The organism is Carnobacterium alterfunditum DSM 5972 (genome assembly GCF_000744115.1).
Lineage (GTDB): Bacteria > Bacillota > Bacilli > Lactobacillales > Carnobacteriaceae > Carnobacterium_B > Carnobacterium_B alterfunditum.
This window is the reverse complement of record NZ_JQLG01000004.1, coordinates 1,457,714-1,475,238: the sequence shown is the minus strand read 5'-3', so window position 1 is coordinate 1,475,238 and position 17,525 is coordinate 1,457,714. Positions and strand designations below refer to the sequence as shown.

Here is a 17,525-nt window from a genome sequence, read left to right as displayed (position 1 = left end):
AAAATGGAAAGTATAAGGAGGGTTTTAAATGGAATACGGACAAAAACTAAAGTTAGAGGACGTCAATTGTTCCAACTGTGGTGGTCAAGTTAGAGGTGAAGCAAAATGTAAACAGTGTGAAAAAGAAATAATTTATGGTGAAGAAGTAGCAGTTTTTTTAGAACATGAAGGATATACAGTAGATCCTACTCACAGAACAATGAAGAGTTATAAGCACTGGTATATTGAGAACGGTAAAAAGAATAGCACTATCTATCGAATTGGCGACGCACTAGAAAAAGGTGGTAAATCTCTTGGAAATGTTTCTAAATCAACAAACAGCATTGCAAATAGCATGCTTGGATTAGGGTGTCTTGTATTTGTAGTCGGCATACTGCTATTACTACTTATATTTATTATTTAAGAACTCTTAGGAGATATCACAGATCAATTCACACATACTTGTTCATCTACTCTTTTGAAATGAGCTTAAAACGTTCATGAGAGACAACGACATTAAGAGATAACACTGATATACCAACGATTATCCTAATGTAGCAAGCTGATACGACTACTTAATACCACTAACCATTCAGCACTATACCTGCAAGAATAGGTCACTTGATACATACCTTAATACCAACACACGCACACACGTAAGCTAGATCATGTAGTATCTATTCAACATTGAACCATTGCTTGTTTGGATTCTTTAACAGATTGATAATAGATTGATAATACTAACATACTTTGTCGTGGGTTCGCTTCTTATCTTGAATAGATACAACAGGATATAAGGATCATACTGATTACATATGACAATGCTGAACAAGATGGAGTACTGTTCACTACCTTGCTTTGACTAATGTCTATTGAGTAGTAACAGCATATGATATATGATAACAACAGTGGAATGTATGTAGGAATACCAGAAATATATTATCAGAGTTATTTGTAATAATTTATTAGACATTTCACCTGCTATCTTTCAGCAAATCATAAGCATAAAATCAATCCACCTAAATGATTGGTATACCTAAATAACATTGATACCCCAGTCTTTAAACTTGATTGGTATACCTTGATAGAACACATATAGGCTTTCCGCGAAAAAATAGCCTTTTATGACGACTTTTGTAAAATGGGCAAAACCCTTATACAGCAACCTTTTGCAATGTCTTAGTATTGCTGAAAACCTTTGAAAAACGCGCGTTTAAACACGAACGATATTTAAAAAAATGATTTAATAGTTCGCTTTATCGTTTACAAACACTGCTACTCATGGTATAATGAGGGTATAAAGACATGATTATTTTATAAAGTAATTCTTTCAAATTTAGTGACTTAGTCGCTCGGTTGCTATGTATGTGTTCGCTCTTTTGTTCATATTAAAAACCTCCTCTACCATTACTTAATTGTGATGGTTCTTTTTTTCTCTAAGATCAGTACACACACCCTACAAAATAGACAAAATAAAAAGCCTATCGAAAAACAATAGACACCCACGTTATGCTTATTAGTTTTTTATAATAAATTGACTACCCCTTTGACTACCCCTTGAATGATATTGTTTGTTATCTATTAGAAAAAAAGCAATAAAAAAAGCTGATATACCGCCATAACAACGTTAGTTGAAATGACTTTATTCAGCAAGATGGAAGCGAGGGGAGTCGAACCCCTGTCCAAATATATCGGCACCTAGACGTCTACGTTCATAGTTATGCTATTAAGGTTTCGCTCAGTATTAGCCGCACAACAGGCATCATACGTCGCTAGTCTGATGATCTCTTCTAAAACTTACAGACGGAAAGTTTTAGCGTATCCCACTTATTATAGGACCCTTGCTCGAGCACATGGGCGATGCCGAGAGGATCTACACTAAGCTGTTATTACGCAGCTAAAGCGTAAGAGTTATTATTGTTTTTATCAGTTGTATTTAACTGTAACGTTTTTACGTAGCCGTAACCTACGAAACGCGATCCAAGCTCGACCTATACCTGTCGATTCCGTAACGCCCCCTAAATGGGATGTGTATACAGAAAGAATGATTTGTCTGAGCATTAATCATCTTTAAGTTAACTCTCTACAAGTATTATAACACATTTTACTAGAAAATAAAATACGTCGCTTCACTTAAGAAACACTTTTTTAAATTTACTTGTGAGGAGTACCTGCCTTTTTGCATGACACAGTCACTGAACCAACTCTTGTTTTTTCATCATGATAAGTTATTTGTTCACTTGCTATCCATTTATTCCAGGTCATCTTTTTCTTGGATAACCAGCAACACGTTTTCCAATTTTTGAATAAACTCATTTATTTCTTCGATCGTGACCGTTAATGGCGGTAAAATACGTAAAACCTGTTGTCCAGCTGTCAAGGTTAACACATGCTGTTCTTGTAATAATGTCACCAATTTTATTGCTTCCATATCTACTTCGATTCCCATTAGAAATCCCAGTCCTTTTACTTTCTTGATAACACTAAACTGCCGGGCCAATCGTTCCAATTGCTCTTTAAAATAAGCCGCTTTTTGCCGTACATCTTTCATAAATCCAGGCTTAGTCATTTCTGTTAAGGTAGCCATGCCAGCCGTTGCTGCTAATGGGTTTCCACCAAACGTGGTGCCATGTGTTCCTGGTGTAAACGATGCAGCAATGTATTTTTTAGCTAGCATAGCTCCAATCGGAAAGCCAGACCCCAATCCTTTAGCTAGCGTCATAACGTCGGGTTCGATGCCGTATTGTTCGTAAGCAAATAATGTCCCTGTTCTTCCCATTCCCGTCTGGACTTCATCTACTATTAAAAGGATATCATGCTTATTGCATATATCTTGCAATGAATGGAGCCACTCTTTTTGTGCTAGGTTGACTCCACCCTCACCTTGCACAAGCTCTAGCAGCACTGCTGCTGTCTTTCCATTATGGATTTTCCCTAAATCAGCGACCTCATTAAAGAGTAGCGACCGTACTCCGGGCATCAAAGGTTCATATCCAATCTGAACTTTCTCTTGTCCCGTTACAGACAACGTAGCATAGGTTCTTCCATGAAATGAATTTTTGAAGGATACAACAGATGTCCGCTCTGGATGCCCATGATCTTTTGCATATTTACGCGCAATTTTTAATGCTGCTTCATTTGCTTCTGCCCCGCTATTGCAAAAAAAGGCTTGATTAAATATAGAATGCTGGGTGAGTCCTTCAGCTAGTTTTGTTTGAGAAGGGATATCGTACAAATTGGAACAATGCCACAAGGTGTCTAATTGTTGGTGTAATTTTTGGGTAACTTGATCAGGAACATGGCCTAAATTACAAGTAGCAATACCCGAAGTGAAATCCAGGTATGCTTCATTTTTCTCATTCCATACATAGGTTCCTTTTCCTTTTAAAATAGTGATAGGAAAACGCGCATAAGTTGACATAAGTGCAGATCGATCGTTTTCTTTAAACATACGCCACTTCCTCCTTATAAATTAATTTTATTCCCATTTCATTTCCTTGTAGACAAGGGTCTTCCATTTTTAGCGTTGGTAGACATAGTGAATCGCTTACTCAATTTTTATGGCAGTATAGCCCTTTTCTCATCTTATAATCGATAAGATGAATTGATTCGAATGTAATCATAGGTTAGATCACAGCCCCATGCTTTTGCAGATCGACTGCCTTGCTGCAAGTCGATCGACAGCTTCACTTCATCTTTAACTAAAGTAAGGATGACCGCTGCTTCATCAAAAGGTATCCCCACACCTTTTTCAACAACTATTGTATCACCAATTGAAATTTCTACACGTTCTGGTTCTATTTTTTGATTGCTGTATCCAATAGCCGAGATTATTCTTCCCCAATTGGCATCTGAACCATACATCGCTGCTTTAACTAAATTTGAAGAAACAACTGATTTGGCAACAGCTTGAGCAGCTTTTACTGTTTTTGCTCCTAAAACTTCTACCTCTATTAATTTAGTAGCCCCTTCTCCATCGCGTGCAATAGCCTTAGCAAGTTTCTCGCAGACATATTGAAAGCCTGCCAAAAACTCATTCCATTGCGGATGAGTTTTAGTTAACAGAAGATTCTCTTGTATTCCATTTGCTAAGGCAAGAACCATATCGTTCGTACTTGAGTCTCCATCAACGGTGACCATATTGAATGTCCGGTTAGTCGCTGATTTCAATGCGTACTCAAGGCTTTCATTGTCAACAGCGGCATCTGTTGTAATAAACGCTAGCATGGTTGCCATATTAGGGTGGATCATTCCCGACCCTTTTGCAGCTCCGCCAATAGTAATCGTCTTACTGTCAATTTCCAGCTCAACAGCTACATGTTTTGTTTCAATATCGGTCGTTAAAATAGCTCGTTCAAAATTTGTTACCTTTTGATAAAGCGGATCATTCAAATAGCTGATACCCTTCTTGATCGGCCCAAAAGGCAATGGAACACCAATGATTCCTGTTGAAGCAACAGCTACTAAATGCTCATCAATGTTTTTTTCTTTAGCTGTAAGTTCCACTGTTGCTTGAGCTTTTTTCATCCCGTCTTCACCTGTACAAGAATTAGCATTGCTGGAATTTACTACTATCGTCTGAATTTTCCGTATTTTATCTACGTGTCGTTTTGTCAGTTTAAGCGGAGCAGCTTGAAAACTATTCAAGGTGTAGACACCTGCTGCCGTGGCAGGTATCTCCGAGTGGATCCAACCAAAATCAAGGACTGCCTTTCGCAAACCAGTATGTACGCCTCCAGCAGTAAAGCCTTTTGGAGAGGTTACATGACCGTCCTCTACTACATGGAATGCTTGTATGGGTTTTTTTTTATGGGTCACCATCATTCATCTCCTCTTTTTCCAAGGATGGATTGGACTGTTTTCTACCAAATCGATAAGCTTTAAGGTACTCTGCTTAGTTCCGCCAACAATAGCTGATCCAAAATATTCTTAACTTTTTTCATATCCTTTTAATTAACCTCATTATAACAAAATAACTTATTCAGACAAAAAAATAGAGCTTTCAGCGTAATAATGCTGCTGGCTCTATTTTTAGGTTCTATAATTTTCAGTGTTGATAGACTTAATCTAATGGCATTACTTACCCAAATTTCTGGAGGAATAGGGTTGCTTGTAGCCATGTATAAGATTCAATGAGAATTACAAAACGTTGGCGCTTCAGCGATTAGGTTTTGTTTGAAGCTTGAAAGTCTGTAAGACTACAGGCTTACAGACGGTCCAATGGCTCCACAAGCAAACCCGTCCATTCCAGAAGAAATTTATTTTTTAAATATACACACCATTTGATGTAAAACCTATTTATATAGGGCTAAAATTTTCAGTGTCGCTGATCCAGTTAATCAATTATCCAACACCTTTTATAAAATAACCTATTAAGCGAAAAAATCTATTTAATTAAATCGTAAAATTCTAATCCTTCAACAATTCCGCCTTCGATATGACTAGAAGTTATATAATCAGCAGCATTCTTCAAGATATCGGTCCCATTCTCCATTGCCACACCATGGTCAGCATGCGTCACCATTTCTAAATCATTCGGACCATCTCCAAACGCATAGATAGGGATTTCATCAAACTGCATTAGTTTGACCAACTCTTGGATGCCTGTGGCTTTTGAATTGCCTTTCGTGATCACATCTATGCTGTAAGGCGTATTTCGATAGAAAGACAATTCTGGAAATGCTTCTTTAAACCACTCAACATCAGCGTTATCTGTTGTCAGGATCAATGCCATCAATACTTCTTCATTCAAATGAATTTCCGCATCAACTAACGGTGATTTTGCATGAATAAAATCATACGCTTTATCTACCTCTTTCGAAGTAGAAGTGACACGTATTTTATCACTCGTATAAAAAGAAACGGCTAACCTTAATTCATCAGCTGCTGCTTTCAAACGGATCAACGTCTCTTGCGGTATTTGACTGCGGTAGATTTCTTTGCCTTCGTACATAATGTACTGACCATTAAGCGTGATAAAAGATTCAATCGGTGTCGTGTCTAGTACATGTTGGATCTCAAGTGGACTTCTTCCCGTTGCGATAAATGGAATCCCGCCATTTTCTTTCAATTTTTCTAAAGCAGCGGTCACTTCTTGGTCTACTTCAGATCTACCATTTAACAACGTTCCGTCTAAATCAAAAAAAACTAAAGCTTTTGGCAGTATCATATTAATCTCCCTTTTATAACAGTATTTTTTTTGAACCTCATTTACAGCATTATTGAATTAGTCTTCTAAAGTCTTAAAATGACCTACTCCATTGTACAGCTCTAAATGGTATTTTCCATTTTGGTATCTAACAGCTGAGACACTTGCATTTAATAATGGTTGTGGATTTTCAAGTTCTGGAACTAAATTATTTAATAAATAGCGAATCGTATTTCCGTGAGCAACGATCATGACTTTCTCTCCTGTATCACGGTGTTTGTTGATTAATTTGATCAATCCCTGTTCTACTCTTAACCAAAATGTTAAAAAATCCTCCGCATCGTGATAAGGATCTGCTTTTTTAAAAGCATTCATTTGTTCAGGAATAGACGTTTCTGCCCACATCTCAGCAACACTTGGATATCCCATTTGTTCATTCACTTTTTCCCAGGTTTCATCTACATTGCTGCCTTCAAATGAACCAAAGAAAACTTCACGAAATTCCGGCATCGATTGCAACGTCATTTCTTTTCCTTTTTTATTTTCTTCTAAAATAATGTTAGCTGTTTCAATCGTACGACTTAGGTCACTTGTATATGCTGCATCAAATTCAACATCTGCTAAGCCTCTTGCGCTGCTGCGAACATCTTCACGACCTTGTGGTGTTAAAGGGGTATTAGACCACCCTTGTATTCTTCTGTAATGATTGAAATAAGTTTGTCCATGACGGATAAAATAAAAAGTACAGCCTTCTTTCATGGAAAATCGCCTCCTATATCTTAGTAATATCTATAATTTCCCTACGCTTCTTATTGTACCAAAAAAAAGATGATTTTTATGAATATCCGTTTATCTTTAGGTAAACATTTCGTTAATATCTCTAAATTTCACTTGATAGCTGTCAAATCTTATTTCGTTTCTTCGACAATATCCCCATTGCGGTAAGCTTTTAACAACTCCTTCAAATCGCTGACTTGCTCAGCCAATTCTCTGCCCACACCCGTTTCTCTTACTTTTTTACGATCCAACTCCCTGTCGATCACTCTTCTTGTAGACATGATATCTATTTCGTTTTTAATGGCATCCTTTACAGAAGTGAACGGCTGATGCGAAACTAAAACCATTCCATAAGAGTTGTATAAAAGTGTATATCCTGCTAATCCCGTCGTTCCTTGATAAGCTTTTGAGAAACCGCCGTCGATCACAATCATACGGCCATTTGCTTTAATAGGATCTTCACCGCGCTTTTCTTTTACGGGTGTGTGTCCATTAATGATATGCCCTTTAAGCGGATTCTGCCCGAACTCACTCAATATCATTTCACACGTTTTTTCATCATTACGCATGGCATAATAAGCATTTTTCTTTTCCTCATGGGTGGCCTTGTCTGCAACGTAATAGCGTTCGAATGTCGTCATTTGATCTTTTCCAAAAAGTGAAGAAACTGGACCCGTCCATAAATACCAAACGTAGTCTAAGTACTTGTCATTGTCTTTATGTCCTTTATTTAGATACCCTTTTCTTAGTACTTCTTCAAATTTATCCAGTAAATTTTTACCAGCATATTGCTTTCCTTGAATGTCCATTCCCAGAAATTCGCCGGTTTCTGTTAGCGGCATACAGCCGTGGAACAATAAATTATCATTATATGTGAGATACATATTGCCTTTGCTATACAAATAAGAAATGTGTTGTTGTAAGCGGCCACAATTTTTAAAGGCTGTGACTAATTTTTCGACAACTAATTCTTCTTCTGAGGTTAATTTATAAGGATTAGCTGGATCGATTGTTGGAAAATTGGTATTTAACAATGGATAATCTTTTCCTTTGATTGAAATCGTCCCATTTTCATAATCGATGCTATTTAATACTAAACGATGATCTAATTTAAACTCAGGATGCCTGTTAATGATATCACCCTCAAGTTTAAACTGAATCACAGAAATCGCTTGATGCATTTTAGTGATTTGGCGTATTTCATCTTCAAAATAATCTTTTTTTTCCGAGTCCACTTTAGGATAAAAACAACTTTCTAAATCTTCGGGATAAGTCATTTCTGCAAATGTGAGTAATTGACGTAATGAAACCCCATAAGCATCTTCTATAATTTCTAAATTATCATAGCGAGCACTTATGCGCAGTACATTTGCAATACAAACAGCTGAACCGCTGGCCGCGCCCATCCATAATATATCATGGTTTCCCCATTGGACATCAACAGAATGATGCGCCATCAGTGTATCAATGATTTTATCTGGATAAGGACCCCTATCATAAATATCTCCTACTACATGCAGCTGATCGACGACAAGACGTTGAATCAAGTAAGATATAGCTGTAATAAACTCAGCTCCTCTATCCAACGAAATAATACTGTCAATAATCTCACTATAGTAATCTTCTTTATTTGTGTAACCGTCGCCATCTTTTGCTAACAACTCTTCAATAATATAAGCAAATTCATCGGGCAAAGCCTTTCGTACTTTGGATCGCGTATACTTTGAAGCAATATAGACACATAATCCAATTAATCTAGACAACGTGATCCTGTACCATTCATTTGTTTCTTCTAGGTCCTCAAATTCATTACTGATCAACCGAATTTTATCTTCAGGATAATAAATCAATGTTGCTAAGCTATTCATTTCTTTTTGGCTTAAACGATCATGAAAGATCTCTTTTATTTTTTCTTTTATATTGCCTGATCCATTCCTAAGCACATGTTGGAAGGCTTCATATTCTCCATGAACGTCGCTAACAAAATGTTCTGTACCCTTAGGCAGGTTCATAATAGCCTCTAAGTTAATAATTTCAGCCGTTGTATCTCCAATGGTTGGGTAGTCTTTAGCTAATAAATTCAAATATTTTTTAGTTGCGTCCATGTTTACTCACCCCTTTATTATCTATACCACATCATTATACCATGTTTCTTATAGATTGTTTTTTTCTGAATGTTATTTGAAAATTTTCTATTTCATGAGGATCTAATTCTTTTTCAACACGTTGCTAATCAGAAAAAGGGCCTTAGACTGTTTGTCTAAGACCCTTTTAGCAAGGTTAGCCGTTTGCTACTGCTTCAGCTATATCGGTTTCCATTTTTTTAGGTTGTGTTGTTGAACCAAATCGTTTGATGATTTCGCCATCTCGACCAATTAGAAATTTTGTGAAATTCCATTTGATTTTCTTGTTACCCGTTTCTGATGTTAGGTATTGGTAAAGAGGATCGGCATTTTTTCCATTTACGAGTATTTTTTCATGAAGTTGAAAAGAAACACCATAATTTTTCTGACAAAAATTAGCGATTTCTTCTCCTTCACGAGGTTCTTGATTCATAAATTGATTGGAAGGAAACCCTAAAACGACTAGTCCTTGTTCTTTATACGTTTGATACAATTTTTCTAAATCTTCTAATTGAGGAGCTAAACCACATTCCGTTGCTGTATTCACAATTAGTAAAACTTTTCCTTTGTACTTTGATAAGGACACTTCTTCGCCACTGATTTCATTGACCTTATAATCGTAAACAGACATCGATAGACCTTCTTTCGTCTACTATTTTTTTAGAAGCTAGTTCATTTCTTATCCTAAACTTACCTTACCTATTTTAGCAACGCCCATGAGACCGTCTTTGCACTGATTCATCTGTTTATCTAGCTCTTAACGCACGGTCCAACTCACGTTTTTGATCTTTTCGCTTCAGATCTTCGCGTTTATCGTATTTTTTCTTCCCTTTTGCCAGACCGATCAATACTTTTGCATAACCGTCTTTTAAATAAACTTTTAAGGGAATCAATGTATTTCCGCTAGACTTCGTTTCGTTCATTAAGCGCATGATTTGTTTTTTATGCATCAATAATTTCCGCGTTCTTAATGGATCATGATTGAATTGATTTCCTTGCTCATAAGGACTGATATGGACATTATGCAAATAAATTTCATCATTCTGAATCTTAGCGTAGCCATCCTTTAAATTGATCCGACCCGCTCTGATAGACTTGATTTCCGTTCCCTGCAACACTATCCCAGCTTCTACGGTATCTAATATAGAAAAATCATAGCCTGCTTTTCTATTTTGAGCCAATACTTTACCTGTACCTTTTGGCATCAATGATCGCCTCCTGATTCATTCGCTCTTACTTAATTTTTATTTTTAGACTTTTTATTTTTAGCTGCATCTTTATAAAAAGGTTTGCTTTTCTTTTTACTGCTTCCATCTTGTTTAGGCTTATACGAAGAAGTGCTTTCTTTTCCGCGACGTTGGCTATTTTCACGGCCTCTGCCTTTTACTAGATGTTTGGGTCCCTCATATTTAGGTGCATCCGGATCTGGAACAAGTTCAAAATCGATCTCACGAGTTTCAGGATCAGCTTTTGTTATTTTCACTTTTACTTTTTGTCCAATTCGGTAAACAACACCCGTTCGTTCTCCAACAAGCATCATTTGCTCTTCGATATAGTTAAAGTAGTCATCTTTCATATTTGAAATATGGACCAGACCTTCAACCGTATTCGGCAATTCGACGAATATACCAAATTTCAAGACTGAACCGATGATTCCTTCATAGATTTCGCCAACTTTGTCAGCCATATATTCAGTTTTCTTCAATGCATCGGTTTCTCTTTCAGCATCAACTGCACGACGTTCCGCTTTTGACGTATCTTCTGCAATTGCGGGCAATCGATTTTCCCATTTTGTTTTCTGAGCAGATCCAGTACCTTCTTCTCCATAAGAACGGATCAAACGGTGTAAGATCAAATCTGGATAACGACGGATGGGAGAAGTGAAATGTGAATAAAATTCTGCTCCAAGACCGAAATGGCCTAATGGTTCCACAGCATATTTGGCTTGTTTCATACTTCTTAACATCATCGTTGAAACAACTTGTTCTTCTGGTTTTCCTTTGACACTATTGGCAATTTTTTGTAACGTCATAGGAGAAACATCTTTGCTGGTCCCTTTAACGGTAATACCAAAAGCCGTAACAAATTCCATGAATTTTTGCATACGATCACTGTCAGGTTGTTCATGAATACGATAGATCAATGGAACTTCCATTTTTGAAAAATGTTCAGATACCGTTTCATTTGCTGCCAACATGAACGATTCGATCAAGCGCTCACCAACACCACGTTCTCTCAATACGATATCCAATGGCTTACCTGTAGGATCGACAATGATTTTAGCTTCTTTTGTATCAAAGTCAATGGCCCCACGATTTTTACGATCTACCTCTAGGGTATGATGCAGAGTTTCCATTAATTCAAACATAGCTACTAAGCTGCTGTATTTTTTACGGGTCTCTAGATTTTTATCTGTTAATATTTCATTTACTTCAGTATAAGTCATCCGTTCAGTTGTTCGTATCACACTTTGGAAAACGTCATGTCCGACAATTTCTCCATCAGGTGTCATTTCCATTTCGCAGCTCATCGTCAAACGATCGACATGAGGATTTAACGAACAAATCCCATTAGATAATCGTTGTGGAATCATTGGTATAACACGATCGGTTAAGTATACACTGGTTCCTCTTTCAAAGGCATCTTTGTCTAAAGGACTATCTTCTGTCACATAATAGGATACATCTGCTATATGAACGCCCAATAGATAGTTTCCATTATCCAATACTTTCAAGCCTACCGCATCGTCTAAGTCTTTTGCATCTGCTCCATCGATCGTCACCAGAACTTCATCTCTTAAGTCACGACGACCTTCAAGATCAGACTCGCTGATTTTTTCTGGAACTTCATCTGCTTGTTTCAAAGCTTCTTGTGAGAACTCAGTCGGGATTCCGTGTTTATACACGATAGTTAAGATATCGATTCCTGGATCATTTATATGTCCTACGACTTTTTTAACGATTCCTTGCATACTTCTAGGAAACTCATCATCTGGGTACAAAGTTATTTCTACAACAACAATTGAACCGTCAACTGGTTTAATACCTTCTGACTCAATAAAGACGCGCAAGTCTGTAATTTTTTTATCTTGTGGATCGATATATCCGTATAAACCGGTCTCTTCGATTCCATCTTCGCTGTAAGCGTAGAACTCTCCAACTAATTGTGTAAAGTTACGTTCAATAATGGCCTTTATTTTTCCTTCAGCGCCTTTGTCTGACCATGGTTCAGCAGGTTTGATAATATCGACTGTCACCTTATCGCCATCTAGTGCATAATTGGTCATATTAGGTGGAATAAAAATATCTTTTTCTACATCTTCAATAGCCACAAATCCAAATCCTCGGTCGCTTGCTCTGAAAATACCAGTCAAAACCGGATCGTTACTTGGCAACTTAAAATGCCCTTTTTTATTTAAAAAGAGCTTACCTTCTCGTTCCATTTCAGCTAATGAACTAACAAGGATCTTAAAATCGACCGCACTTGTCATACCCATTCCTTCACTGATGTCACTTACTTGAAACGAGATTTTTTTGTGTTCACTCATAAAAACTATAATTGCTTCTTGTAACGTTTTTTTGTCGTTCATTTTTTATCCTCCATTCCAATCTAACTGTTTTAAAAAATTACTAACATCTGCTTGCAAAGCTTTTCTATCTACTCCAACCGTTACCGCATGTTTGCTGTTCTCATACCAATGAAAATCAACTATTGAAGCCTTTTTTAATGACTTTCTAAATGAAATAGCTATCTGTGGATCGACTAATTCATCTTGACCAGCCTGTGCAATAAAAATAGGATGATTGATCTCACTATAGTGAGGTTCCATTGATTCCGTCAGTTCACTTATTTCGTCTAATTGGTTATCTAATTTTCTTTCGACTTCCGGCATAAGGTCATTTATTTCTAGTTCAGAATAACCAGCTTTTTTCTTCAGTATCTGTACATAAGCTAAAAATTCTTTTCTCACATTATTTCCATTACGGAAATTCATTACCGGTGAACAAAACGTTCCACCAGCTAGTACCGGTTCTTTATCTACCAGCAACTTTGTTGCTATTACGCCACCCATAGACAATCCGAATACAGCTATCTCTTTATAGCCTTTTTCATGTAGGAACTGGATCGCTTCTTTCGCATCATTGACCCAATCTTTTGGCGATGTATTTAAAATATCTTCTGGTTCAGTCGTTCCATGTCCTTTGAATAATGGTGCATAAACCGTATAATTTTCTTTTTCTAGTGCTCTTCCCAGCATCCGTACATCATTGGGAGTGCTTGAGTAAGCATGCATCAAGATGACTGCTTTAGGCCCTTTTTCAAAAAAAAATGATTTTATTGCCATTTTATTCTCCCTTTTCGCATTTCCTTTAAGTTCTTATTCTACCATTTTACTGTAAAATGAATTCTTTTCATACTCAAACACTGCTAACACTATAAAATGCCTTTTGCTTAACACAATTCTAGTAGAGAAAATTAATTTTTTTAGAAAAAAAAGCCACCTGAAGATTCAGGTAGCTTCACTAAGTTTGTTAATTAATTGCTATATAAGCAAGAGCCAATGCCAATGCAAAAAATAAGATCCCTAGTACTACGGTAGTACGTTGCAATACTGCCTCGAATCCGCGTGCTTTTTGTTTTCCAAATAATTGTTCAGCTCCGCCAGTAAATGCACTAGCAGCATTATTTGTTTTTGAAGGTTGCATAGTTACTACAATGATGAGTATAACTGAAATAATTAGCTCAGCAATTAAAAGTGTATCGTACAATTTCATTGCCCTCCTGTCTAACGTTTCTTCTACCCCTAACTCTAACATAAAACTCAGTAAATTACTAGAAAATAAGTGAAGTTCTTATCTTACAGTTTCCTTATTCTTTCAGTCGCTTTAAAGGCTATATACAACCAATCTACCTGACAACATTGATCGGAATCGACTCTATTTTGCAGATGATTCTTTTTGCTGGTGTCGTCACTATGGTTGACTGTTAAAAATTTCAAATCATTTTTTCTTTTTTCAATAAATCCATCATATATACCTTATTATCTGCCACTACTTTACGGATTTCTAATTTAATTCCTTGTTCATTTAAATATTTCAAGTCTTCTATATCTTCGCTATTTACCGCAACTGCATTTGTGATCATTTTTTTACCGTCTGAGAAACTCATCCCTCCAATATTGATGGTATCAAGTTTAACTCCGCCTTCTACTACTCTTCTTGCATCACGCGGACTTGTAAACAACAACATTGATTTAAAATCATTGAATTTAGGATCATTAAAAATCGAGATCATTTTATCAATAGTGATCACATTTACAATGACACCTGGGGGGGATGCTTGTTTTAGTAATGTTTTTCTTAATATATCTTTTGCTACATCATCACTGACCACTAGAATACGGTTTACTTTTGTCACTTTCGCCCATACTGTTGCAACCTGACCATGAATCAACCGATCGTCGATACGAACTAAACGAATTTCCATAGGCATTCTTATCTATTCTCCTCGTACATCATCTTCTAAAATCATAAGTACTTTAGCAGGCTGATCGTATTTCCACTTTAAATTGATTCATTTTATGCATCAACTATTTTAACAATATAAAATAATTCTGAATCTGGAATACTCATATTTAATTTTGATTCAAGCACTAGATTTGCATCTTTGATAGCTTGGTAATAAATAGACGTTTTATCAAGCTCTTCTTCTGGCTGATTGAGCGGATCTCTGAATAAAACGCGTTCGATCACTCCAGCCATATGCATCAATAAACCTATTTGAACACTATTACTAAGTGTTTTATTCAATTTTTCTTCGATAATTTCTGTGTAATCCCATAATATATTAATAAATTTACGTGGATTTAGGAAAGTGAAATAAGTAGCTAGATACTCTTCACAAAGCTGTTTCGTGTCCATTGACGCAGCATAATTCCCTTCAGCATATTGCTGCTCTAGAATAACTTGTTTAACTTTTTCATCTCCTGAAGACTGAAATAATTCTTCTAAGGAAAGATGCGGAACATTCAAGGATGTCTTTGCAACCCCAGCTGTCGCCAACACTTGATAGTTTTGCGAAATTTTTGTAACTTCTTCCTCTATACCAACTAAAGAGACCGAAAAAATTTCAATCGTTTCATCTATAAAATCTTCCAATACACTTTCTACACGTTGTTTTATTCGTACAGCTGTTCCTTCACCTGTTGAACAAATCGTAATAATAGCTTTAGGTTTATTGATTTTTTGCTGTTGAGATGCTGTCAAACTAAACGATTTCTCTTCTGGAAGGTTACTGTATCCTCTAAAATTTTTCAAAGACCAATAAACTTCATCTAATTGGTTATCCATTAAGGATGTTTTACGCGCAGCTTCCAATACAAGCGGAGTCGTCACCATATCTAGTGTTTGTATAGGAATATCGGTTTCCCGCATAGCTTTTACACCAAACGTGGTTAGCGAGCCCATATCAACCAGCAGTAACACACCTTTATCTTCATTAACATTTCGAATGGCTTCCGATACCAATTTATACGCTTGTTGCGGGCTCATTTCTAATGGCATATCAACAGCTTCAATATTTTTAACATCTAATAATTTTGATACCACTTGAACCATACTCGTAGCGGTTGATTGGCCGTGTGCAGCGACAACTATCCCAACATCACCCAAGTTATTTTGTTCTTTTAAAGATACAAGCAGCATCGTCAAATACCAGCACTCTACTTCTGGAACAATAATTTGGTAGTTATCTTTCATATGATTTTTAATAATAATGGCTACTTCATATTCCTTTTGATAATTTAAAATCAATTTATCTAATTCACTATTTTGTTTTATTTGAACAAAACCTTCTTTTGAACGTTTAATGAATGAACTAAGATGCAAGCTCATTGCGTATAAAAAGTTCTGTTTAAAATTATAGCCTAAATGTTCTTCTGCCATTTTCCAAACTTCTTTTGTTAATGTGATGACTTCTTGTTCAACAATGTCTCTTAAATTGTGTTCATTATTTGGGATCAATTGATTGGTTTTATAGAAAGATTTCAAATGAAGATTAATATCTGTCGTAATAAAATTTTCAATGTCTTCTTGCGTTAACCCTTCATCTTTCAGCATCACCGCTTTATCGCCAATGATCTCGTATAAATTAAACGGCAATTCATAAGAATCTTTGTCTAATATATAAACAGAATCTTTTGGCTGGATGGTCATGCAGGGTTCAAGATAATTGGATATTTCATTCAATTCATCTCGGTTCCTCGCAATATTGATCAGTCCTTCTTGCAATTCACCCGTTAATCCTTCCATATTGATCAGCATCTCTTCATTGTTATCCATACTATTTAAGAAGGCTTTAGCACAAGCCAGCTGAATACTTGATTTCAATTGACCAATGTTTCCATAAGTAACAGTTCCAAGTAATGCTTTAACGACATTTTCTTCTACAACGATTCGTTTATCGATTCGTTTTGCTTCAATGGACAATAATAATTTGAGTAATTGAATGCGTTCTTTAGCCGGTCGATCATTGAATGCTGGCAGTTGGATCGTAATAGGAATACGTCTTACGAAAGTTTTTAATAATGCCGAATTAGGGTCTTCAGTTGTTGCACAAATAATCCTGACTTTAGCCGAATAGCGTTTATCTGTTTCACCCATTGGCTGAAATGTTCCGGTATCCATAAAATAAAAAAGCATTTCTTGTCCTTCAGGAGGCAAACGATGTATTTCATCTAGAAACAGCATATTATTATCAGCTTTCAGCAATAATCCATCTTTTGCTTCTGTAGCTCCAGTATATGCTCCCTTAGCATGTCCAAAGAGATGAGACATCAGTAATTGCGGATTTTGCGAATAGTCTGCACAATTAAAAATGATCATAGATTGACCTGGCTCAATAATTCCCTTATCCTGCGAATATTGATACATAGCATTAGCAAAAAAGGTCTTTCCGGATCCAGTTGGACCGATAACTAAACTATTTAATCCTTTAGGCGGATAAAAAATAGCTGCCTTTGCTTGTTCCATTTGATTTTTCAAACTGCCATTCGAACCAATCATGTATTCAAATAAATTATGATCATTTTTTATAGCGTCATTTTGTTGGTCCATTACCTGCTCTTTGACTAATGTTCCATCTTTATAAGATTTTACGATTTTAGATAAAGGTTTCCATTTTAAGCAACTGCTATCAGCATATCGCACAGGTCTTCCTTCAAGTTTAACTATCTTTCCTTCACGAACTAAAAGATTCAACTCTTTGCTCACATTATTGCGAATAATATTTAACGCATCAGAAATTTCAATAGTAGTCATCCCTGATCCGAATTCTATTTCATCACTGGTAAGGTTTTCAGTATGATTTTTAACAAACTGATAAACTAAATCTTTTCTTTTCATTTAGTCACCTGCTTTCTTTTAGTCTTAATCGCTTACATTTTATCACAAATAAATCAATTTGTATCATTATTTTTGATACAGTAAAATTTGTGTATC

At 36.2% G+C, this 17,525-nt stretch carries 13 protein-coding genes and 1 other RNA gene; 1 reads left to right on the top strand and 13 read right to left on the bottom strand.

From position 1 onward, the window contains the following. Positions 1–28: 28 nt before the first annotated feature. On the top strand, positions 29–403 hold the full coding sequence (locus BR50_RS07370) for a hypothetical protein (protein WP_034547540.1): 375 nt from the start codon (positions 29–31) through the stop codon (positions 401–403). Between the two features lie 1,228 nt (positions 404–1,631). Here the strand turns inward: BR50_RS07370 and ssrA are convergent. The 13 genes from ssrA to BR50_RS07310 all read right to left on the bottom strand — a co-directional run bounded on the left by ssrA (position 1,632) and on the right by BR50_RS07310 (position 17,429). Further along, positions 1,632–1,998: a transfer-messenger RNA gene (ssrA, locus tag BR50_RS12590) on the bottom strand. Between the two features lie 232 nt (positions 1,999–2,230). Further along, entirely contained in the window at positions 2,231–3,430 is a 1,200-nt protein-coding gene (gene argD / locus BR50_RS07365) for an acetylornithine transaminase (RefSeq protein WP_034547538.1), read from the bottom strand. A 134-nt stretch (positions 3,431–3,564) separates the two neighbouring features. Then, positions 3,565–4,803 carry a bifunctional ornithine acetyltransferase/N-acetylglutamate synthase gene (gene argJ / locus BR50_RS07360; RefSeq protein WP_342741928.1) on the bottom strand — a complete coding sequence of 413 codons (1,239 nt, stop codon included), beginning with the start codon at positions 4,801–4,803 and terminating at the stop codon, positions 3,565–3,567. Positions 4,804–5,365: 562 nt separating this feature from the next. After that, on the bottom strand, positions 5,366–6,148 hold the full coding sequence (locus BR50_RS07355; RefSeq protein WP_034547534.1) for a Cof-type HAD-IIB family hydrolase: 783 nt from the start codon (positions 6,146–6,148) through the stop codon (positions 5,366–5,368). 57 nt (positions 6,149–6,205) lie between these two features. Next, positions 6,206–6,886 carry a histidine phosphatase family protein gene (locus BR50_RS07350; RefSeq protein ID WP_034547533.1) on the bottom strand — a complete coding sequence of 227 codons (681 nt, stop codon included), beginning with the start codon at positions 6,884–6,886 and terminating at the stop codon, positions 6,206–6,208. A 149-nt stretch (positions 6,887–7,035) separates the two neighbouring features. Then, a complete protein-coding gene (locus BR50_RS07345) occupies positions 7,036–9,009 on the bottom strand; it encodes a fructose-bisphosphatase class III (protein WP_034547531.1) in 1,974 nt (657 codons plus the stop codon). Between the two features lie 175 nt (positions 9,010–9,184). Continuing rightward, the gene (locus BR50_RS07340) at positions 9,185–9,658 is read right to left on the bottom strand and encodes a glutathione peroxidase (protein ID WP_034547529.1); all 474 of its coding nucleotides are present in this window, start codon (positions 9,656–9,658) and stop codon (positions 9,185–9,187) included. 115 nt (positions 9,659–9,773) lie between these two features. Then, positions 9,774–10,232, bottom strand: a complete 459-nt coding sequence (gene smpB, locus BR50_RS07335; protein ID WP_034547527.1) for an SsrA-binding protein SmpB — start codon at positions 10,230–10,232, stop codon at positions 9,774–9,776. A gap of 32 nt (positions 10,233–10,264) precedes the next feature. Continuing rightward, positions 10,265–12,616, bottom strand: a complete 2,352-nt coding sequence (gene rnr, locus BR50_RS07330; protein ID WP_034547525.1) for a ribonuclease R — start codon at positions 12,614–12,616, stop codon at positions 10,265–10,267. A 3-nt stretch (positions 12,617–12,619) separates the two neighbouring features. Continuing rightward, positions 12,620–13,372: an alpha/beta hydrolase gene (locus tag BR50_RS07325; RefSeq protein ID WP_034547523.1), complete on the bottom strand. Its 753-nt coding sequence runs from the start codon at positions 13,370–13,372 to the stop codon at positions 12,620–12,622. A 187-nt stretch (positions 13,373–13,559) separates the two neighbouring features. Further along, a complete protein-coding gene (secG, locus tag BR50_RS07320; RefSeq protein WP_034547521.1) occupies positions 13,560–13,796 on the bottom strand; it encodes a preprotein translocase subunit SecG in 237 nt (78 codons plus the stop codon). A 226-nt stretch (positions 13,797–14,022) separates the two neighbouring features. Beyond that, positions 14,023–14,520, bottom strand: a complete 498-nt coding sequence (locus BR50_RS07315; protein WP_034547519.1) for a mannose/fructose/sorbose PTS transporter subunit IIB — start codon at positions 14,518–14,520, stop codon at positions 14,023–14,025. An 86-nt stretch (positions 14,521–14,606) separates the two neighbouring features. Further along, positions 14,607–17,429 carry a sigma-54-dependent transcriptional regulator gene (locus BR50_RS07310; RefSeq protein ID WP_034547517.1) on the bottom strand — a complete coding sequence of 941 codons (2,823 nt, stop codon included), beginning with the start codon at positions 17,427–17,429 and terminating at the stop codon, positions 14,607–14,609. Positions 17,430–17,525: the final 96 nt, after the last annotated feature.